The 19,334-nt window shown below is 73.1% G+C and carries 15 protein-coding genes; 5 read left to right on the plus strand and 10 right to left on the minus strand.

What is annotated here, in order from left to right; all coding sequences use genetic code 11:
- On the minus strand, nt 1-637 hold a 637-nt coding region (gene dut / locus NBZ83_RS17535; RefSeq protein WP_264763459.1), incomplete at its 3' end, for a dUTP diphosphatase.
- Between the two features lie 292 nt (nt 638-929).
- Here dut and NBZ83_RS17540 point away from each other — a divergent pair.
- Both NBZ83_RS17540 and NBZ83_RS17545 read left to right on the plus strand, forming a co-directional pair.
- Nucleotides 930-1,238 (plus strand): DUF4235 domain-containing protein, encoded by a 309-nt coding sequence (locus tag NBZ83_RS17540; RefSeq protein WP_261568576.1) that lies wholly within the window; start codon nt 930-932, stop codon nt 1,236-1,238.
- A gap of 248 nt (nt 1,239-1,486) precedes the next feature.
- Nucleotides 1,487-2,005 (plus strand): gamma carbonic anhydrase family protein, encoded by a 519-nt coding sequence (locus tag NBZ83_RS17545; protein WP_261568577.1) that lies wholly within the window; start codon nt 1,487-1,489, stop codon nt 2,003-2,005.
- Here the strand turns inward: NBZ83_RS17545 and NBZ83_RS17550 are convergent.
- The gene (locus NBZ83_RS17550; RefSeq protein WP_308203803.1) at nt 1,988-3,154 is read right to left on the minus strand and encodes a sigma-70 family RNA polymerase sigma factor; all 1,167 of its coding nucleotides are present in this window, start codon (nt 3,152-3,154) and stop codon (nt 1,988-1,990) included. The two genes, NBZ83_RS17545 and NBZ83_RS17550, sit on opposite strands and share 18 nt — an antisense overlap.
- A 159-nt stretch (nt 3,155-3,313) precedes the next feature.
- The gene (valS, locus tag NBZ83_RS17555; protein ID WP_261575404.1) at nt 3,314-6,025 is read right to left on the minus strand and encodes a valine--tRNA ligase; all 2,712 of its coding nucleotides are present in this window, start codon (nt 6,023-6,025) and stop codon (nt 3,314-3,316) included.
- 181 nt (nt 6,026-6,206) lie between these two features.
- Here valS and NBZ83_RS17560 point away from each other — a divergent pair, with 181 nt between their 5' ends.
- A complete protein-coding gene (locus tag NBZ83_RS17560) occupies nt 6,207-7,013 on the plus strand; it encodes an inositol monophosphatase family protein (RefSeq protein ID WP_261568579.1) in 807 nt (268 codons plus the stop codon).
- 27 nt (nt 7,014-7,040) lie between these two features.
- Here the strand turns inward: NBZ83_RS17560 and wecB are convergent, their stop codons facing one another.
- Both wecB and NBZ83_RS17570 read right to left on the minus strand, forming a co-directional pair.
- Nucleotides 7,041-8,414 (minus strand): non-hydrolyzing UDP-N-acetylglucosamine 2-epimerase, encoded by a 1,374-nt coding sequence (gene wecB, locus NBZ83_RS17565; RefSeq protein ID WP_261568580.1) that lies wholly within the window; start codon nt 8,412-8,414, stop codon nt 7,041-7,043.
- Between the two features lie 80 nt (nt 8,415-8,494).
- Entirely contained in the window at nt 8,495-8,758 is a 264-nt protein-coding gene (locus NBZ83_RS17570) for a hypothetical protein (protein ID WP_261575405.1), read from the minus strand.
- Nucleotides 8,759-8,831: 73 nt separating this feature from the next.
- Between NBZ83_RS17570 and NBZ83_RS17575 the strand changes: the two genes are divergently transcribed.
- The gene (locus tag NBZ83_RS17575; RefSeq protein WP_261575406.1) at nt 8,832-9,422 is read left to right on the plus strand and encodes a TetR/AcrR family transcriptional regulator; all 591 of its coding nucleotides are present in this window, start codon (nt 8,832-8,834) and stop codon (nt 9,420-9,422) included.
- Here the strand turns inward: NBZ83_RS17575 and NBZ83_RS17580 are convergent.
- Nucleotides 9,419-10,369: a TIGR03620 family F420-dependent LLM class oxidoreductase gene (locus NBZ83_RS17580; protein WP_261568583.1), complete on the minus strand. Its 951-nt coding sequence runs from the start codon at nt 10,367-10,369 to the stop codon at nt 9,419-9,421. The genes NBZ83_RS17575 and NBZ83_RS17580 overlap by 4 nt on opposite strands.
- 103 nt (nt 10,370-10,472) lie before the next feature.
- Here NBZ83_RS17580 and NBZ83_RS17585 point away from each other — a divergent pair, with 103 nt between their 5' ends.
- Nucleotides 10,473-11,069 carry a TetR/AcrR family transcriptional regulator gene (locus NBZ83_RS17585; protein ID WP_261575407.1) on the plus strand — a complete coding sequence of 199 codons (597 nt, stop codon included), beginning with the start codon at nt 10,473-10,475 and terminating at the stop codon, nt 11,067-11,069.
- Nucleotides 11,070-11,112: 43 nt separating this feature from the next.
- Here NBZ83_RS17585 and NBZ83_RS17590 read toward each other — a convergent pair whose 3' ends face one another.
- The 4 genes from NBZ83_RS17590 to NBZ83_RS17605 all read right to left on the minus strand — a co-directional run.
- Nucleotides 11,113-11,544: a VOC family protein gene (locus NBZ83_RS17590; protein ID WP_261568585.1), complete on the minus strand. Its 432-nt coding sequence runs from the start codon at nt 11,542-11,544 to the stop codon at nt 11,113-11,115.
- Nucleotides 11,545-11,977: 433 nt separating this feature from the next.
- Nucleotides 11,978-14,761, minus strand: a complete 2,784-nt coding sequence (locus NBZ83_RS17595) for an aconitate hydratase (RefSeq protein WP_261568586.1) — start codon at nt 14,759-14,761, stop codon at nt 11,978-11,980.
- A gap of 317 nt (nt 14,762-15,078) precedes the next feature.
- The gene (locus NBZ83_RS17600) at nt 15,079-16,992 is read right to left on the minus strand and encodes a glycosyltransferase (RefSeq protein WP_261568587.1); all 1,914 of its coding nucleotides are present in this window, start codon (nt 16,990-16,992) and stop codon (nt 15,079-15,081) included.
- Nucleotides 16,989-19,334, minus strand: a 2,346-nt coding sequence (locus NBZ83_RS17605) for a class I SAM-dependent methyltransferase (protein ID WP_261575408.1), incomplete at its 5' end; no start/stop codon positions are given. The genes NBZ83_RS17605 and NBZ83_RS17600, both read right to left, overlap by 4 nt.

A 19,334-nucleotide genomic window follows, 5' to 3' on the forward strand; every position in this document is an offset into this window, starting at 1 on the left:
CCCTGGCACCGGGACCCTCCGTCGAGCCGAAGCCACCCGTCGAACCGAACCCACCGCTGCCGCGCACCGAGGCGGGCAGCTCGTCCACGTCGCGGAAGACGGCATGCTCCACACGCTGCACCACGAGCTGGGCGATCCGGTCGCCCCTGCGCAACGTGATCGGATCGGATCGATCGGTATTGATGAGAACTACTTTTATTTCACCACGGTAACCGGCATCGACCGTGCCGGGGGCGTTGACCACCGTCACGCCGTGCCGGGCGGCCAGGCCGCTGCGCGGGTGCACGAAGGCCGCGTAGCCCGCCGGCAGGGCGATCGCCAGCCCGGTACCGACGACAGCGCGCTCGCCCGGCGCGAGGGTCACATCCTGCGCGGTCACCAGGTCCGCGCCCGCGTCGGAGGGCTGGGCGTACGCCGGCGGCGCCAGCTCGCGGTCCAGCCGGCGCACGAGCACCTCCACCCGACCGGCCGCCGCGGCCTCGGTGGCCGGCGCCACGGTCCCGGCCACCGTTTCGGGCGCGAGGGCTCCTGGCCCGGAGGATCCGAGCGGTACAGCAAAAACCTCGGATGTGTCAGGAACCTCGGATGTGGCGGGGACTTCGGATGTGGCGGGAATCGTGCGATCGGGGGCGGTCATCGGCTCCTGCCTGGACGGACTGAACGGGGAGGTGAATGATCGCCGTCGACAGCTACCGACGCCGGACGTGCCGCGCCGGTTGTCCGCGATCCGCGAGATGAACCCTAGGCCATGACCGGTGCGGCCTCCGCGGTGCGCCCCGCCCGCCGGCCGGACCGTGCGGCCGTGATCGGATGAGGACTACCTGCGGCCCACCCAGGTCACCAGGTCGGCTGGGCGTAATCGGGGCCAGCAGGGTAAGGACAACACAGGCGGGCCGGTGCGGCCCGCGGCGCAGAGCGAGAGGTGTGGGGTGGCGAAAGCGGCATCGAAGCTGGGATGGAAGGTCTTCGGCGGGGCGGCGACGGCGCTCGCGGGCACGGCTGCCAGCCGCGGCGTCACAGCCGTGTACCGCAAGGTGCGCAAGTCCGACCCGCCGGTCAACCCAGCCGACCCGGACACCGCCTGGGCGGAGGCGATCGCCTGGGCGGCGATCTCCGGCCTGGCGATCGGGCTCGGCCGGCTCGCGGCGGAGCGGGCGGCGGCCCGCGGCTGGGTCAAGGCGACGGGCTCCCCGCCGCCCGGCATGCTCCGCCCGGAGGTCTCCACCTCGGAGAACTGACCCCCACGCCGGGCGGCCAACGGCCCCGGTTCGTCCGGGGCCGCGGGGGATGACCGACGAGCGCGTCCGACGGGCGGCACACCACGATGGTGTGCCGCCCGTCGGCGTGCCAAGGCGGCGCCACCGTGACCACTCGCCGTCGACCGCCGGTCTTCCCGACCACCGGCTCCCCGCTCGGCCCTCGCCCGGCCCTCCCGACGGGCACGATGGAGGTCGACTGTTCGCCACGTTGAGCCGCGGGAGACCGGATGGCCGTATATGCCCTGGGGGACTCCGTCCCCGTCATCGACCCGACGGCCTACGTCCATCCGGACGCGACCGTCATCGGCACCGTGACGATCGGCCCCGAGTCGACCGTGTGGCCGGGGGCGGTGCTGCGCGGCGACTACGGATCGATCATCATCGGCGCGCGCACCTCCGTCCAGGACGGCACCGTGATCCACGCGACCGAACAGCTGGCGACCGTCGTCGGCGACGACTGCACCATCGGGCACCTCGCGCATCTGGAAGGCTGCGTCGTCGAGGACGGCTCTCTGATCGGATCCGGCTCGGTGGTCCTGCACCGGGTCCGGGTCGGGCGCGGCGGGCTGGTCGGAGCCGGGGCCGTCGTCGTGGGCGACACGGTCGTGCCCCCGGGCGGGCGGGCACTCGGGGTGCCGGCCAAGGTGCTGCCCGGCGGCGGGGACCAGGCCGGCCTGGCCGCAGGCGCCGCCGTCTACGTGGCCAACGGCAAGCGCTACCGCGACCAGCTACGCCGGATCGACTGAGCCCGCCGACGCCACATCGCCCGCCGACGCCACATCGCCCGCCGAAGCTTGGGCGCCGCGCGGGGCCGCGTCCGACAGGTGCCGCATCTTTTCCGGGTTCGCCACGATGTTGATCTCGACGATCCGGCCGTCCGCGACGTGCAGGCCGGCGATGTAGCGCAGGACGTCACCCTCGAAGCTGGCGAAGCCGGGTTCGCCGTTGACCTCGATCGACTGGATCCGTGCCAGCCCGTCGGCCCGCCGGGCCGCCTTGGCGAGGATGCCGAGCACGAAGCGGGCGACCCGCCCGGCGCCTGCCACCGGCCGCCGGGCGGCCTGCGCGAGTCCCCCGCCGTCGGTGCGGACGACGGCGTCCGGATCGAGCAGGGCCAGCAGCCCGTCGAGGTCCTGGCCGGCGGCCGCGGCGAGGAAAGCGTCGGCGACGCGGCGACGCGACGCCGGATCCGGGTCGAAACGGACCGACCGGTCGCGGACATGGCGCCGCGCCCGGCTGGCGAGCTGGCGGGCTGCGGCCGGGGTGCGCCCGGTGGCGGCGGCGATCTCCGGGAAGTCGTAGCCGAACACGTCGTGGAGGATGAAGGCCGTGCGCTCGGCCGGGCTGAGCGTCTCGAGCACCACCATCATCGCCATGCTGACCGACTCGGCGAGCGTCACCCGGTCGGCCGGGTCGGGCACCCGGCCCCCGCTCGCGGGATCGGGACCGACCGGCACTGCCGCCCCGGCGATGAAGGCCGCGTCCGCCACGGGCGAGCCGGCATCGGCGCCGCCCCCGGTGCCGATGCCGCCGGCGAGCCCGTCGACGAACGGTTCGGGCAGCCAGGGTCCGACGTATCCCTCCCGCCGCCCGCGGGCCGAGCGCAGCTGGTCCAGGCACAGCCGGCTGACCACCACGGTCAACCAGGCCCGCAGGTCCTCGATCCGGTCGGCGTCGACCCGGCCGAGGCGCAGCCAGGCCTCCTGCACCATGTCCTCCGCGTCGGCGAACGAGCCGAGCAGGCGGTAGGCCACTGCGCGCAGGTGTCGACGCTCGGCCTCGAAGGCCGCGGCCAGCGCCGCTGGATCGGCCAGGTCGGGCGCCTCGGCCAGGTCAGGCGCCTCGGCCTCGCCGGCGCCGGGACTCGTGGTGGCACGGTACGGGACGGTGGTCATCGGGTCCTCCGGCCGGCTCCGAGGGGCCACGGACCCGGCGTCACGGGCCCCTGGCGAACGGGAGTGGAACGGTCCACTCCCGCAGGGACGGGATACCCGGCGCCGGTGTGACACCTCGGCGCGCAACGACCGGGGCGCGACGGCGGCTGCGCAGCTGGATCAGGCGAGGTCGACGGCGACGGTGATCTCGCCCTCGGAGGGGCTGAGCGCGAGGTCGCGGATGCTGCCGGCGCTGCGCAGGTCGGCGGCCGCCGCTTCGACGAGGGCGACGAGATCGGCCCCACCGCTGATCCGGGCGCTCGCGACCTCGGCCTTCATCGACGCCTTCGCCGCCGACTTGGCCCGGCGCACGCCGGTCAGCGCCGCACCGACCGCATCGAGCAGCTCGGGGCGCCCGCCGTCGGCAAGCTTGCGAATCTCCGCCGCGTCCGGCCAGCTCGCCCGGTGCACCGAGCCCGGCCGCCACCAGGACCAGACCTCCTCGGTGACGAACGGCAGGACCGGGGCGAACAGGCGCAGCAGCACGGACAGCGCCACCGCGAGGGCGGTCTGCGCGGAGGCGGCACCGGCGGGCCCGAACGAGCCGTAGGCGCGGCCCTTGACCAGCTCGACGTAGTCGTCGCAGAACCGCCAGAAGAACGACTCGGTGACCTCCAGGGCCCGCGCGTAGTCGTAACCGTCGAGCGCGGCGGTCGCGGCGTCGACGACGTCGGCGAGCGCGGCGAGCAGTGCCCGGTCCAACGGCTCGCTGACCGGCACGGCCTCACCGGCCGCCGCCACGTCACCGGCCACCACGTCAGCGGCCGCCGCACCAGCGGCCACCGCAGCGGCACCCACCGCAGCGCCGGGCTCGGCGTCATCCGGCGCTGGTTCGCCCGCGGGCGTCGCGTCGGCGCCGAGGCCCAGTGCGAAGCGGCTGGCGTTGAGAATCTTGATGGCGAGCCGGCGACCGTTCTTCATCTGGCCGACGTCGAAGGCCGTGTCGGTGCCCGGCCGTCCGGACGCCGCCCAGTAGCGGACCGCGTCGGAACCGTGCTGCTCCAGCAGGCCCAGCGGGGTGACGACGTTCCCCTTGGACTTCGACATCTTCTTACGGTCCGGGTCGAGGATCCAGCCGGAGATCGCCGCGTTCGACCAGGGCAGCAGGCCGAACTCGGCGTGCGTGCGGACCACGGTGGAGAACAGCCAGGTCCGGATGATCTCGTGCGCCTGGGGCCGCAGGTCCATCGGGAAGACCCGGGCGAACAGGTCGACGTCGTGCTCCCAACCACTGGCGATCAGCGGGGTGAGCGAGGACGTCGCCCAGGTGTCCATCACGTCCGGGTCGGCGGCGAACCCGCCGGGCACCCCGCGCTGGGAGTCGGTGTAGCCCGGTGCCACGTCGCTGGACGGGTCGACGGGCAGGGCCGCCTCGGCCGGCACGATCGGCGCGTCGTAGCGCGGGGTGCCGGTGTCGTCGAGGGGATACCACACCGGGAACGGCACGCCGAAGAACCGCTGCCGGCTGATCAGCCAGTCCCCGTTGAGGCCGTCGACCCAGTTCTCGTAGCGGACCTTCATGTACTCCGGGTGCCAGCGCAGCTCCTGGCCACGGGCCCGCAGCTCGGCGCGCAGCGACTCGTCACGCCCGCCGTTGCGGAGGTACCACTGGCGGGTGGTGACGATCTCCAGCGGCCGGTCACCCTTTTCGTAGAACTTGACCGGGTGGGCGATCGGCCGCGGCTCGCCGAGCAGCGCACCGGCCCCGGTGAGCAGCTCCACGATCCGCGTGCGGGCGCTGTGGACGGTCTTGCCGGCGAGCTCGGCGTAGTGCGCCACGCCCGCCGACGAGGTGATCACGGCCGGCGGATCCGCGACGAGCCGGCCGTCGCGGCCGATCACGGCGCGGGCCGGCAGGCGCAGTTCCCGCCACCAGATGACGTCGGTGAGGTCACCGAAGGTGCAGATCATCGCGATGCCGGATCCCTTCTCGGGATCGGCGAGCCGGTGGGCGACGACCGGGACCTCGACGTCGAACAGCGGGGTCCGCACGGTGGATCCGAACAGCGGCTGGTAGCGCGGGTCGTCGGGGTGGGCGACCAGGGCCACGCAGGCGGGCAGCAGCTCCGGGCGGGTCGTCTCGATCACCACCGGCTCCGCCGCGGCCGGCCCGGCCGGGTCGGCGCCGCCGCGGGGGAAGACGAGGGTGTGGAAGGCGCCGGGACGCTCCCGGTCCTCCAGCTCCGCCTGGGCGACCGCGGTCCGGAAGGTGACGTCCCACAGCGTCGGCGCCTCGGCCAGGTACGCCTCGCCGCGGGCGAGGTTGCGCAGGAACGCCGTCTGGGCGACGGCGCGTGAGCGGGTGTCGATGGTGGCGTAGGTGTGCGACCAGTCGACGGACAGCCCGAGGCGACGCCAGAGCTCCTCGAAGCCCTTCTCGTCGGTCAGCGTCAGCCGCTCGCACAGCTCGACGAAGTTGCGCCGCGAGATCGGCACCTGCTCCTTGCCCGGCTTGGCCGGAGGGGCGAAGTCCGGGTCGTAAGGCAGCGACGGATCGCAGCGCACCCCGAAGTAGTTCTGCACCCGACGTTCGGTCGGCAGCCCGTTGTCGTCGAAGCCCATCGGGTAGAAGACCTCACGTCCCCGCATCCGCTGGTAGCGGGCGATGACGTCGGTGTGCGTGTAGGAGAAGACGTGACCTACATGCAACGAGCCGCTTACGGTCGGTGGCGGGGTGTCGATGGAGTACACCCGCCCCCGGTCGACCGTGCGGTCAAAGGTGTAGGTGCCCTCGTCCTGCCATGCCGCCGACCAGCGCGCCTCGATGCCATCGAGGCTGGGCTTCGCGGGGACCGCGTGTGCGGATCGATCAGTGCCGTCTGTGCCAACCACAGCGACGATCCTACGGGCGCGCCGATCGTGACCGCCGCGGCCGGCCCCCCGAGGCCCCGCGCGTCCGCCTCCGTGACGGCGTTCACCCGCCGGGATGCTCGCGGGTGGCGCCACCTTGGCAGGATGAACCCGAACCAAAGCCCGAACCCGAACCCGAGCCCGAGCCCCGGAGCGCCGCCCGATGAGCGACCTGCCCGACCCGTACATCCTGCTTGACGTCGCGCTGACGATCGCCCGCGAGGCCGGCGAGCTGCTCGCCCGGGGCCGCGAGGGCACGGTCGCCGCGGAGACCACGAAGTCCTCCCCCACCGACGTGGTCACCGCCCTGGACCGCGCCTCCGAGGCACTGGTGGCCCAGCGCCTCGGCGAACTGCGTCCCGGCGACGGACTGCTCGGCGAGGAGGGGTCCGACTCCGCCGGGTCGACCGGCGTGCGCTGGATCGTCGATCCCCTCGACGGCACCGTGAACTTCCTCTACCGGCTGCCGAACTGGGCGGTGTCGATCGCCGCCGAGGTGGACGGCGAGGTCGTCGCCGGCGTGGTGCACGCCCCGGCGCTGGGCACGACCTACACCGCCGTCCGCGGCGGCGGCGCCTTCCGCGACGGCACGGCGCTGACCGGATCGACGGTGACGACCCTGGCCGGCGCCCTCGTGGCGACCGGTTTCGGCTACCTGGAGTCCCGCCGCGCCGCGCAGGCCGCCGTGCTCACCAGGGTGGTACCCCAGGTCCGCGACATTCGCCGGATGGGCGCGGCGTCGCTGGACCTGTGCGCCGCCGCCGGCGGCCTCGTCGACGCCTACTACGAGCGCGGCCTCAAGCCCTGGGACCATGCCGCCGGCGGCCTGGTCGCGGCCGAGGCGGGTCTGCGGGTCGGCGGGCTGCACGGCCGGCCGGCGAGCGAGGACCTCACCGTCGCCGCCCCGCCGGCGCTGTTCGGCCCGCTCACGGACCTGCTCGCCGAGGATCCCCCGGCCGACCGCGACTGACGCGGGGCGGACCTCGTCGGGGATGGGTCAGTGGCTGTCCGCGGTCGCGGCGGGGGCGGCCGGGCTGGGCCCGGCGCTGGGGCCGGTGTCGCCGTACCAGACGGTCCGCCGGACGTGGTCGACGTAGCTGACGACGATGTGCACGACCCGGCGGGAGACGTCGTCGACGTCGTAGTCGGGGACGACCCGCGCCCGCCGGTCGCTTTCGGCCTCCCGCACGATCAGCTCGACGGCGTCGAGGATCCGGTCCGGGCGCAGCACGCTGGCGACGAGCACCCCGCGGTCCATGCCCTCCGGCCGTTCGTGCGCCTCCCGGACGAGCACGGCCGGAAAGCCGACGAGGGATGCCTCCTCCGTCAGGGTGGCGCTGTCGGAGAGCACGCACAGGGCGGCCCGCTGCAGCGCGATGTAGTCGGCGAAGCCGAACGGCCGGCAGAAGCGGACCCGCTCGTCGAGCATGGGCGCCCGCCCCGAGCGGCGCAGCGCGCCGAGCCGATCCCGGGTCCGCGGATGGGTCGACACGATCACCGGCAGCCGGTAACGGGCCGCCAGCCGGTTGAGGGTCTCCAGCAGGGCCGACAGTGCCTCGGGCCGGTCGACGTTCTCCTCGCGGTGAACGCTGGCCAGCAGGTAGCGCCCCGCCTGCACACCCAGGGTGGTCAGTGCCGACGAGGTGTCGATGAGCGGGGCGTAGTGGGTGAGCAGCTCCTTGACCGGGGAGCCGACGACGAAGATCCGCTGGGCGGGCAGTCCCTCGGCGAGCAGGTGCCCGCGAGCCCGTTCGGTCAGGGCCAGGTGGACGTCGCTGAGCTGGTCGGCGACGCGCCGGTTGATCTCCTCCGGAACCCGCTGGTCGAAGCAGCGGTTGCCGGCTTCCAGGTGGAACACCGGGATGCGGCGGCGCTTGGCGGCGATCGCGGCGTAGCAGGTGTTCGTGTCGCCGTAGATGAGCACGGCGTCGGGGGCCTCGGCGGCGAGAATCGGGTCCAGCCGTGAGATCAGCCGGCTGATCGTCTCGGCGGGGGTGGGCCCGGCGGCGTCGAGGTCGTGGTCCGGGCGGCGGATACCGAGCTCTTCGAAGAAGAGCTGGTTGAGCTCGTGGTCGTAGTTCTGCCCGGTGTGGACCAGGCGCAGGTCGACAGCCCGGTCGAGGGCGGCGATGACCCGGCTGAGCTTGACCACCTCCGGCCGGGTGCCCACGATCACCAGCACCCGCAGTCGGCGCTCGGCCGAACCGGCCGGCCGCGACACCGCGGACGCCGACCGGGCGGCGGTCAGCGACAGGCGCCGGGGCTGCGGCCCGCTGGGCTGCGGGACCAGCGGTTTGACCCGTTCACCGGGCAGCCCCGACGGAACCGTCGGTACGGAGGGCCCGCTCTGCTCCGGAGTACCACGCGGCATTCGGATTCCCCCTGACGCAACGCGTCGTCACCAGCGGCCGGGGGCCCGTCCGGACGATCGCCGGGCGGCCCGGGGCTGCCTCACAGAGGGAAGGTATCACTGTCTGTAGTTTTCAGATAACCCAGTGCGCATGACGTTCGGGAGCCGAGGAGATGACCCGTGCCGCGCGGGCCGCCACGACAGGGCGGGCCGCCGAAGGCGGCCAGGCCGAAGCGCACCCCGAGCCACACCGGGGTCTCCGCCTCGTCGTTGACCACGGCAACCGCGGACGTCAACAACTTCGCGACGTCCTCCTCCCTGCCGGGCTTGGCCTCCAACCGGATCAGAAGTCCCACACCGACCATGACGAACCCCTTTCTGTAGCGACCATTCCAGAATAATAGCCCACTTCTGGAACGATCGCTGTAGAATTCGGCCATGACCCAGGGCAGGCCGCGCGCGTTCGATGGTGAGACCGCCCTCGAACAGGCCCTGCTGGCGTTCTGGCAGCACGGCTACGACGCGACCTCGATCACCGTGCTCACCGAGGCGATGGGAATCAACGCCTCCAGCCTCTACGCGGCGTTCGGCGACAAACGGTCCCTGTTCACCGCGGCGGTCCGCCGTTACCTCCAGGGGCCGGCACGCTTCACCACCATGGCGCTCGAGGGCGCGCCCACCGCCCGCGAGGCGGTCGAGCGGCTCCTGCGAGCCGCGGCGGTCACCTATACCGCGCCCGGTCACCCGCCCGGCTGCCTCGTCATCAGCGCGGCGACCAACTGCACGCCGGGCTCCCTCGACGTCCAGGCCGAGCTACGCGACATTCGGGCGCAGGGCCGACAGGCCCTCACCCAACGCATCACCGCCGGCATCGTCGCCCGCGAGATGCCGCCCGAGACGGACGCCCACGCCCTCGCGGCCTTCTACGCAGCCACCCTGCAGGGCATGTCCGGGCTCGCCCGCGACGGCTCCACCCACGCCGAGCTCGATCACGTCGCCACCGCCGCACTGGCCGCCTGGCCCGGCTAGCTTCTCGGGAACCTTCCAGGCGCGGTCGCAGCCTGGCGCAGCGCCGGCGCGAGCTCGCGCCACTGGTGGTCGGGCAGTGCGGTCGGGTCGGCGGCGAGGGCCTGGATGCAGACGTGGTCCGCACCTGCGTCGAAGTGTCGGCGTACCCGATCATGGATCGTCTGGACGTCGCCGTACGCGACAATGGCGTCGACGAGGCGGCGGCTCGGGCTGCCGAGGATGTCGTCGTCGTCGAAGCCGAGGCGCCGCAGGTTCGCCGTCTGGTGCGACTCCACGGCGACGTAGGCGGCGACGTGCGCGGTGGCGACCTCCCGGGCGCGGTCGACGTCGGAGTCCAGGACGACAGCCTGCTCCACCCCGAGAAACGCCTGCGGGCCCATGATCTCGCGGGCGCGCCGGGTGTGTTCGACGGGCACGAAGTACGGGTGCGCCCCCCACGTCCGCTCCGCCGCCAACGACAGCATCTTCGGGCCGAGCGCGGCCAGCACGCGGCGCACGGCCACCTGCGGCGGCGGGCTGTGGGCGGGGACGGCGTCCATGGCGGCCAGGTAGGCGTCCATGGTCGAGACCGCCCTGCCCAGGGCCGGCATGGGATAGCCGTCCATCAGGTGGACGGTGTCATCGACCCGGTGCCCGCCGAGACCGAGAAGGTAGCGCCCCGGGAACGCCTCGCCCAGCGTGCGGGCCGCGGTCGCCATGGCGATCGGGTCGCGAAACGCGATGTTCGCGATACCGGACGCGACGGTGATTCTCCGGGTGGCCGACAGCAGCAGCCAGGCCTGGCCCGCCGCGTCCCGGCCGAACGCCTCCCCGTACCAGATGGCGCCGTAGCCCAGCTCCTCTATCTCCGCTGCGGCCTCCCGCACCCGGTTGGCCGGCTGACCATCGAAGGCGAAGGTCCAGACGCCGACGTTGCCGAGCTCGTGTCCTGGGTGCGCTGCCACCATCGCTCCTTCAGGTCGAATATCCGGACAGGCTGTCCGGTTGACCCCGACTACAATACGGACACCTTGTCCGGTTGTCTACGTTCGGTGGCGAGAGGAGGACACGATGGTGAGACCGGCTGGGCGCGCCCCCGGGCAACGCCCGCCGCGCGCGGATGCCCGGCGCAATCGGGAGCTCCTGCTCACCGCCGCGCGCGAGGCGTTCGAGGAGGCCGGGCCGGACACGTCCCTCGTCGAGATCGCCCGCCGGGCCGGAGTCGGGCAGGGAACCCTCTACCGGCACTTCCCGACCCGGGCCGCCCTGTTGCAGGCCGTCCTCGCCGACCGGATCGAGACGCTGTGCCGACGGGCGGCGCAGCTGTCGGCCACCGAGTCGACGGACGACGCACTGGCGGCCTGGTTGCGCCTCTTCCTCGTCCATGTCCGTGTGAACCAGGGCCTCGCCGGCGCCTTCATGGTCGAGGACATCGAACCGTGGGTCGCGGACTGCCACCGAGTGATCGTGGATGCCGCAGCCGACCTTCTCCGTCGCGCCCAGCAGACCGGAACGGCCCGCCCGGACCTGACCCCCGACGATCTCGTCCAGCTCGTCGTCGGGATCGCCCTGGCAACCGCCCGCAGCGACAACACCGACCAGGCCGACCGGCTACTCACTCTGGCCCTCGACGCCGTCCGCCGGAGTCCGGCGCACGGCGGCGGATGATCGCGTCCGTCGACATCGGCGACGGGGACCAGGAAGGTGAAGGTCAGAAGCAGGTAACTGCCCGTGCGGTCATCTCCCGGTGTACGGGACGTCGGTGAGGACCGCCGTACGGCACGGTGATGATTTCCATGAAGTGGCCGCCCGGGTCCTGGAAGTAGACGCCCCGGCCGCCGTCGTTGGTGTTTATCTCACCCGGGTGGTGTTGCGCCGGGTCCGCCCAGTGCTCGACACCCTGCGTCCGGATCCGCTCGATCGCGGCGTCGAAAACCTCGTCCGAAACCAGGAAGGCATAGTGCTGGGCCGAGAATTCGGTACCGGTGTTGACGTAGTCCAGAGTGACGCCGTCGGCGAGTTGTACGGCCAGAAAATGTCCGGCAGGTACCGGTGCGGGCAGTGAGAGCAGCCGACTGAGAAAGGTCGCCGACTCGTGCCTGTCGCGTGCTGCGACGATGGTGTGGTTGAAACGAACGGACATGCTGGCCCCATTCGGTCCCACGCCTCCATGCCGGAACCGGAGCGCTCGACGGCACGCGACGCTGCCATCCAGTGTAACGACCCGGGTCTCCGGCTCCGGCTCCGGCCAGGACTCCGGTGATCATGGTGTTCCGCGGAACCGTGCCACGTGTTCGGGCGGGTCCCCGGCCCGCGTCGATCCCCGCTCAGGCCCGACCCGACGCGTGAAGGTCGGTACAAGCCCTCGACAACGTTGACCCGCTGGATCAGCACCGACCAGGACCACCAACGCGCCGAAGACGTGGCGCTTGCCTGTCAGCGGGACCCCGCCGCACCTTGACGCAACGGCGTGGGATGGGCCTCGCGGTCCCGGCCGGAGCACTGTGGCCGGGACCGCGAGGCCCCGGCGGCGACTGCCCCGGCCGGGGCCGGACACTCCTCGACTGGCGCAGGAGCTACAGCAGCGAGCGCAGGACGTAGAGCAGGATGCCGCCGTGGCGGTAGTACTCCGCCTCGCCGGGGGTGTCGATGCGCACGACCGCGTCGAAGGTCTTGTCCCCCGCGCGGACGGTGAGCGACGGCGTCTTCTCGTCGACGTTGGCGAGACCGGTGATCGTGAACGTCTCCTCGCCGGTCAGGCCGAGCGACTCGACCGACTCACCCACCGGGAACTGCAGGGGCAGCACGCCCATGCCGATCAGGTTGGACCGGTGGATCCGCTCGTACGACTCCGCGATCACCGCGCGCACACCGAGCAGCGCGGTGCCCTTGGCCGCCCAGTCGCGCGACGAGCCCGAGCCGTACTCCTTGCCGGCGAGCACGACCAGCGGCACGCCCTCGGCGGCGTACTTCTGCGCCGCATCGTAGATCGCCAACTGCTCGCCGTCGGGCAGGTGCCGGGTGACGCCGCCCTCGGTGCCCGGCGCCAGCCGGTTGCGCAGCCGGATGTTGGCGAACGTGCCGCGGATCATGACCTCGTGGTTGCCGCGCCGCGACCCGTAGGAGTTGAAGTCGCCGGGGGCGACGCCGTGCTCGGCGAGGTAGCGGCCGGCCGGCGAGTCCTTCTTGATCGAACTGGCCGGGGAGATGTGGTCGGTGGTGACCGAGTCCCCCAGCACCGCGAGCACGCGGGCGTCGAGGATGTCCGTGCGCGCCTCGGGCTTGGTCGCCATGCCCTCGAAGTACGGGGGGTGACGGACGTAGGTGGAGTCGTCGGCCCAGGCGAACGTCCGCGACACCTCGCCACCGTCACCGACCGGCAGCGAGCGCCAGCGCTCGTCGCCGGACAGGTCGGCGTAGTCCGACTCGAACATCTCCGACTGGATCGCGTCGGCGACGACGGCCGAGACCTCGGCCTCGCTCGGCCAGATGTCGCGCAGGTACACCGGCTGGCCGTCGGTGCCGTACCCGAGCGGGTCGGTGTCGAGGTTGATGTCCATCGTGCCGGCCAGCGCGTAGGCGATGACCAGCGGCGGGGACGCCAGGTAGTTCATCTTGACGTCGGGGTTGATCCGGCCCTCGAAGTTCCGGTTGCCGGACAGCACGCTGACCACCGCGAGGTCGGCGTCGTTCACCGCCGCGCTGATCTCCTCCGGCAGCGGGCCGGAGTTGCCGATGCAGGTGGTGCAGCCGAACCCGACCAGGTTGAAGCCGACCTTGTCCAGGTACGGCACGAGCCCGGCGCGCTCGTAGTAGTCCATGACCACCTTCGAGCCCGGGGCCAGCGTCGTCTTGACCCACGGCTTGCGGGTCAGGCCCTTCTCCACCGCGTTGCGGGCCAGCAGCGCCGCACCGATCATGACCTGCGGGTTCGAGGTGTTGGTGCAGGAGGTGATCGCGGCGACCGCGACCGCCCCGTGGTCGATCTCCACCGTCGTACCGTCGGCGAGCGTGACCGAGGTCGGGTTGGCGGGACGGCTGGTGATGTCGCCGGCGACGGCGTTCACCGAGATCGGCGCGTCCGACGGCTTGTCAGCGAAGGCCGCGGCCGGGTCGGAGGCGGGGAACGACTCGGCGTCGGCCTCGTCCGCGCCACCGTTGGTGAACTCCGAGGGCTGGGCGTAGTTGACCAGTGCCGCGCGGAACGCCTGCTTCGCGTTCGACAGCGGCACCCGGTCCTGCGGCCGCTTCGGGCCGGCCAGCGACGGCACGACCGTCGACAGGTCCAGCTCCAGGGTGGTCGTGTAGGCGGCCTCGCGGCTCGGGTCGTGCCAGAGCCCCTGCTCCTTGGCGTACGCCTCGACCAGCGCCACCTGCTCCGCCGGGCGACCGGTCAGGCGCAGGTAGTTCAGCGTCTCACCGTCGACCGGGAAGATCGCGCAGGTGGAGCCGTACTCGGGGCTCATGTTGCCGATGGTCGCCCGGTTTGCCAGCGGGACGTTGCCGACACCCTCGCCGTAGAACTCGACGAACCGGCCGACCACGCCGTGCCGGCGCAGCTGCTCGGTGATGACGAGGACCATGTCGGTCGCCGTCGTGCCGGCGGGCAGCTCACCGGTCAGCTTGAAGCCGACGACGGTCGGGATCAGCATGCTCACGGGCTGGCCGAGCATCGCGGCCTCGGCCTCGATGCCGCCGACGCCCCAGCCGAGCACGCCCAAGCCGTTGATCATGGTGGTGTGGCTGTCCGTGCCCACCAGGGTGTCCGGGTAGGCCAGCGTGCCCTCGGCGGTGTTCCTGGTGAACACCACCCGGGCCAGGTGCTCCAGGTTGACCTGGTGCACGATGCCGGTGTTCGGCGGGACGACGGTGAAGTTGTCGAACGCCTCCTGGCCCCAGCGCAGGAACTGGTAGCGCTCCCGGTTGCGGCTGAACTCCAGGGCGGCGTTGAGCTCGAAGGCGTCCGGCCGGCCGAAGTGGTCGGCGATGATCGAGTGGTCGATCACGAGCTCGGCCGGCGCCAGCGGATTGATCTTCGCCGGGTCGCCCCCGAGAGCGGCCATCGCCTCGCGCATGGCGGCGAGGTCCACCACACAGGGCACCCCGGTGAAGTCCTGCATGATCACGCGGGCGGGGGTGAACTGAATCTCCTGGCTCGGTGCCGCAGCCGGATCCCAGTTCGCCAGCGCCCGGACATGGTCCGCGGTGATGTTGGCGCCGTCCTCGGTGCGCAGAAGGTTCTCCAGCAGCACCTTCAGGCTGTAGGGGAGTCGATCGGCCCCGGGCACCGCGTCCAGCCGCCTGATCGTGTAGGTGCGATCACCCACCACGAGCGATCCGGTACTGCCGAAGCTGTCCATCGTTCTCCTCCTCGTCACCCACCGCCCGTCACCCACGGACAGCGGGGCTTGCCACCATGGTCACGCCCCTGCGGCTACGCCGTTGCGACGCCGTCGACGGCGGCTGGCGTAGGCGCAGGGCCGCCCGCGGCGTCGGCCATCGTCGGCCGGCTCGTGTCCATCCTGGCATTTCCCACCTTGCGGGATCGCGCCCGAGGGGTTGTGACACCGCCGACGCGGCCGTCGCCTCGACGGGCTCGCGGGCCCAACCGGACCCGCCCGCCGCAACCGGGACGTCAGACCCAACCGTACGACTCTCCCGGATGACGCGCGCCAATTTAATTAGCGGTGCTAACAATATCAGACGGATCCGCCGCGAGCTCCGCCCCGAACCGGTCGAGGAACACCTCCCGCTTACGCTGCGGGCTCATCGCGCCGGTGCCCACCGACCGGGCGAGCATCCGCCGCTCCCACTGCTCGACGTCGGTCACCACCCGGGCCGGGGCCCCGGCGACCAGGGACCGCGCGGGGACGTCGCGCATCACCACGGAGCCGGCGGCGATCACCACGTCGGCGCCGATCGTGACGCCCGGCATGATGATCGCGTTCATCCCGATCACCGCGTCATGGCCGACCCTGATGGGCGCGACCACGTCGATGTCGGGATGCTCCCGGCGCAGCCGGTGGGCCGCACCGTCGTGGGTGATGAACCGGACTCCGTCCGCGATGGCTACCCGATCGCCCAGCCTGATCAGGTAAGGCTCGGTACCGAAGGTGGCGGCCGTGACGCCGATGAACCGGCAGTCCACACCGAGCCGCACCCCGATGCTGCGAACGTAACCCACCGGATCGGTTCGCAGCAGGTAGGTCCGGCGGGCCGCCCGCACCGCCCGGCCTGGCAGCGCCACCAGCGGCGACGAGCGGACCCGGCCGGCCAGCGCCCTCCCGCCCCACCGGTCACGCTTGAGCGGCCGGGCCGCCGGCAGCGACGAGGACGGGGACGGCTCGACCGGGGAGGACCCGACCGAGGTGGGCTTCGGAGCCGACAGGGGCGAAGCCCGGTGTTGCCCCCGGCGTGCCGGGCGGCGGACGCGGGCGGCTTCGTGCAACGCCGCGACCACATCGTGGCTGAGCGCCCGGCGGTCGAGTATCTTCTCCGCGCGCATCCGGGCGGCCGCGCCGCGCCGGCTCGCCGCGGGCGTGCGCCGCCCGGCCGCCGCCTCCTGCAGGGCGGCGGCCATCGCCGCGGCGTCACCGAGCCCGACGAGCCAGCCGGTCTCGTCGTCGACCAGTTCCGGCAGCCCGCCGGCCGCGGTGGCGATGGTGGGCACCGCGCACGCGGACGCCTCGGCTCCGGCCCCGTAGCTCTCCGACCAGGACGACACGACGTTGACGTCCGCGGCGGCATAGAACGGCCGGACGTCGGTGACGCTGTCGACCCAGCGGACCCGGTCGGCGCCGGGCAGCCGGGCCGCCCACGCCCGGACCTGCTCGCGGTAGCTCTCGCCGGCCTCGCCGTAGCCCCCGCCGAGCAGGATCAGCGTCCCGCGCCCGCCCCCCTCGGCGAAGCGGGCCCAGGCCGCGAGGAGCACCTCGTGCCCCTTGACGCCCTGGCCCGGACGGACCAGCCGCTTCGGCGGGTAGAAGTAGGCCACGCAGACCGCGACGAACTCGTCCTTGGCGAGACCGAGCTCCGTTCGCGCCTCCCGCCGCCGCTCGTCGTCCACCGGGACGAAACGCTCCAGGTCGACGCCGTAGGACAGGGTGCGCAGCCGGTGCGCCGGCAGGCCGAGGGCGGCGTAGCGCCGGCGGATGTCCGCACTGGACGCGATGACCAGATGGTCGAGCCGGCACAGCACCCGCTCGGCCCGCCGGATCAGCGCGTTGTCCAGGTAGAGGGGGCCCGCGACCATGTACACCCGGGTGATCCGGGTGCCCAGGGTGGCGAACCGGACCGCCAGCGCCGAGGCGTACAGGTGGTAGTGCACGACGTCGACGCCGAGCTCGCGCAGCCTCGCCCGCAGCCGAACGATCCCGACGAGCTGCCCGGCCGGCGACGCGCCGCGCCGGGGCGCCGGACTCTCGACGACCTCGACCCCGAGCGCCGTCAGCTCCCGCGCCACCCGGCTGTCGGTGTGATCCGGTGCGGGTAGCAGCACGACCACCTGGTCGCCGGACTCGCGGGCGGCGAGAACGTGCGGAAGGATCCACAACGGCCCGTCACCGGTCTTGACCAACGTGGCGATCTTCATTCGGAGCGGTCCTCCAGGGTCGTGGACGGGCGGGCGGCAGACGCCGCCGAGGTGCGCGGGACGCCAGGCGCCGTCGGCGGGTACGCCGGCCGGCGGGCCACCCACAGGCAGGCCCGCCCGGACAGGTGAGCCGCGCCGAGCAGGTCGAGGGCGGCCTCCAGCGGCCGCAGGCGCGCACGGGGAACACGGGCGGCCAGGGCTCGGCCCGGACCGGTGAACTCCAGCACGGTGGCGAGCGCTCCGTAGGGATGCGCCCGTACCCGCTCGAAGCCGACGGCGCGCAGCACGGCGGACAGCTCCGCCGGGGTGAACGCGTACTGGTAGAACTCCCCTGCCCGCGGCCGCGGTAGCCGCCCCGGTCCACTGCCGGGGCCCAGCGTGCGCAGCAACGGGCTGAAGCACGGCGTGGAGACCAGCGCGATCCCGCCCGGTCGCAGCACGCGCAGGGTCTCGCGCAGCACCTCCTGCGGGCCGTCGGCGAAGTGCTCGCACACGCCGGGCGAGTAGACCGCGTCGTAGTACCCGTCGGGCACGTCGAGCCGGCGGACGTCGCCCCGCCAGACGCGGATCTTCGGCGCGGCCGTGCGCAGCCGCTCGACGGTGCGCGGCGCCCAGTCCACCGCCTCGGCGGTGAATCCCCTGGCCGCCATCGCGACGCTGAACTGCCCAGGCCCGCACCCGGCCTCCAGGATCCGGCCGCCGGGCGGTAGGTGGCGACGGACCGTGCGGTGCAGGTGCAGGGGGAGGTGGCCCGCGCGGGCTCGGCGGTAGTCCGCCGGCTGGACGTCCCACAGTTCGTCCCAGTAGGCGGCGTCGGCCGCCTGCCGGTAGAACGCCAGCCGCCCGCCGTGGGCGGTCGGCTCGACGACGAGTGTGTCGTGCTGGGGGTGTAGCGCCATCAGGGCATTCCCTTTCCGAGAGCTGGCAGCGGCTCGTCCGCGCCCAGCTCGCGCGGACGGCCTGGGCCGGATGGGCCGGATGGGCCGGATGGGCCGGATGGGCCGGATGGGCCGGATGGGCCGGATGGGCCGGGCGAGGTCGGGGACGGTGGCCGGCGGCGAGGAGCGGGTGGCAGGCGAGGTGCCGAGCTCCCCGCCCAGCGCACGGCGGGCCACCACCGTCATGACCACGTAGGCGAGCATGCTGCCGACCGCGGCGCCGGCAGGTCCCCGCCAGGGCACGAGCACCGGGTAGGTCACCAGCGACACGGCCAGGCCGAGCAAACCGGCGCCGCCGGCCGCGCCGGTGCGGCCGAGGCCGCTCAGCGCCCGGCATTCGACCAGGAACGGGGCCAGCAGGAGCTCGGCGACCAGCAGCAGGCGCATCGGGGTGACCGCCGCGGCGTAGCCGGGTCCGAACAGGGTCCGCACCAGCCAGGGCGCGGCGAGTGCGAGGACGCCCGCGGCGACCAGCAGGACGGCGAGCAGGACGCGGGTCACGCTGCGCAGCGCAGCGCGGGACAGGGTGCCTCGCGCGGTGCGGTGGAAGACCACCTGGCCCACCGACCCGGGCACGAGCCGCAGCGCCTCACCGGCGGCGGCGGCGATCGAGTACACCGCGGCGGCGCCGGCGCCGCCGAAGGCCGCGACCAGCACCCGGTCGAAGCGGAATGCCATGGTCGCGCCCACGTTGAGGCCGAGCGCGGGCACGCCCTTGACGATCAGCAGCCGCCAGGCCAACCGGTCGGCCCGCGGCCGCACGGACAGCCCCGACCGGGCCAGTACCGCCACGCCCGCCGCTGCCTGCGCGGCCCAGCACAGCGCGAGGATCACCAGGATGTGGGGCAGGGACGGGTGGCGCGGGCCGGCCAGCAGCAGCCCGAGCTGGACGAGCCCCGCGGCGGCGACGAGCCCGGCGGCGAGGACGATCGCGCCGGCAGCGTTGAGCGCGTCGAGCACCTGCACGGCGAGCAGGTTCGCGACGGCGAGGACCACGATCGCGCCCACCAGATCGGCGTCCACCCGCGCCCCACCGGACAGACGGATCACCTGCAACGACGCCGCGGTGACCAGGCCGGCGGCGGGTGGGGCCACCGTGAGGGACAGCCCCAGGTAGTCGCCGAGGGACACCCGGGGGTCGCCGCGGCCGAAGTAGTGCCGGAACGCGACGTTCGTGCCCAGCCCGCCGACGAGCGAGCCCAGCGCGGAGACGGTCAGCAGGACCACCAGCGCTCCCCGCCCGCCCAGGGGCAGCATCCGCGCGGTGACCATTGCCTGGCCCAGGCTGGCGACGGCGGACAGCCCCAGCCACCCGGTTATCACCGCGCCGATCCGGCCGATCCCGCGGTGGAGGTTCATCACGTCCGCCTCCGGATCCGGCGGATCCGGCGGATCCGCCGGGCC

Origin of the sequence: Frankia gtarii, assembly GCF_025403375.1 — a bacterium.
Taxonomy (GTDB): Bacteria; Actinomycetota; Actinomycetes; order Frankiales; family Frankiaceae; genus Frankia; species Frankia gtarii.

Coding starts and splice junctions, on each gene's coding strand:
- NBZ83_RS17545 (WP_261568577.1), top strand. CDS start 1,487: ATGGCCGTATATGCCCTGGGGGACTCCGTCCCCGTCATCGACCCGACG.
- NBZ83_RS17550 (WP_308203803.1), bottom strand. CDS start 3,154: ATGACCACCGTCCCGTACCGTGCCACCACGAGTCCCGGCGCCGGCGAG.
- NBZ83_RS17560 (WP_261568579.1), top strand. CDS start 6,207: ATGAGCGACCTGCCCGACCCGTACATCCTGCTTGACGTCGCGCTGACG.
- wecB (WP_261568580.1), bottom strand. CDS start 8,414: ATGCCGCGTGGTACTCCGGAGCAGAGCGGGCCCTCCGTACCGACGGTT.
- NBZ83_RS17570 (WP_261575405.1), bottom strand. CDS start 8,758: ATGGTCGGTGTGGGACTTCTGATCCGGTTGGAGGCCAAGCCCGGCAGG.
- NBZ83_RS17575 (WP_261575406.1), top strand. CDS start 8,832: ATGACCCAGGGCAGGCCGCGCGCGTTCGATGGTGAGACCGCCCTCGAA.
- NBZ83_RS17580 (WP_261568583.1), bottom strand. CDS start 10,369: ATGGTGGCAGCGCACCCAGGACACGAGCTCGGCAACGTCGGCGTCTGG.
- NBZ83_RS17585 (WP_261575407.1), top strand. CDS start 10,473: ATGGTGAGACCGGCTGGGCGCGCCCCCGGGCAACGCCCGCCGCGCGCG.
- NBZ83_RS17590 (WP_261568585.1), bottom strand. CDS start 11,544: ATGTCCGTTCGTTTCAACCACACCATCGTCGCAGCACGCGACAGGCAC.
- NBZ83_RS17595 (WP_261568586.1), bottom strand. CDS start 14,761: ATGGACAGCTTCGGCAGTACCGGATCGCTCGTGGTGGGTGATCGCACC.
- NBZ83_RS17600 (WP_261568587.1), bottom strand. CDS start 16,992: ATGAAGATCGCCACGTTGGTCAAGACCGGTGACGGGCCGTTGTGGATC.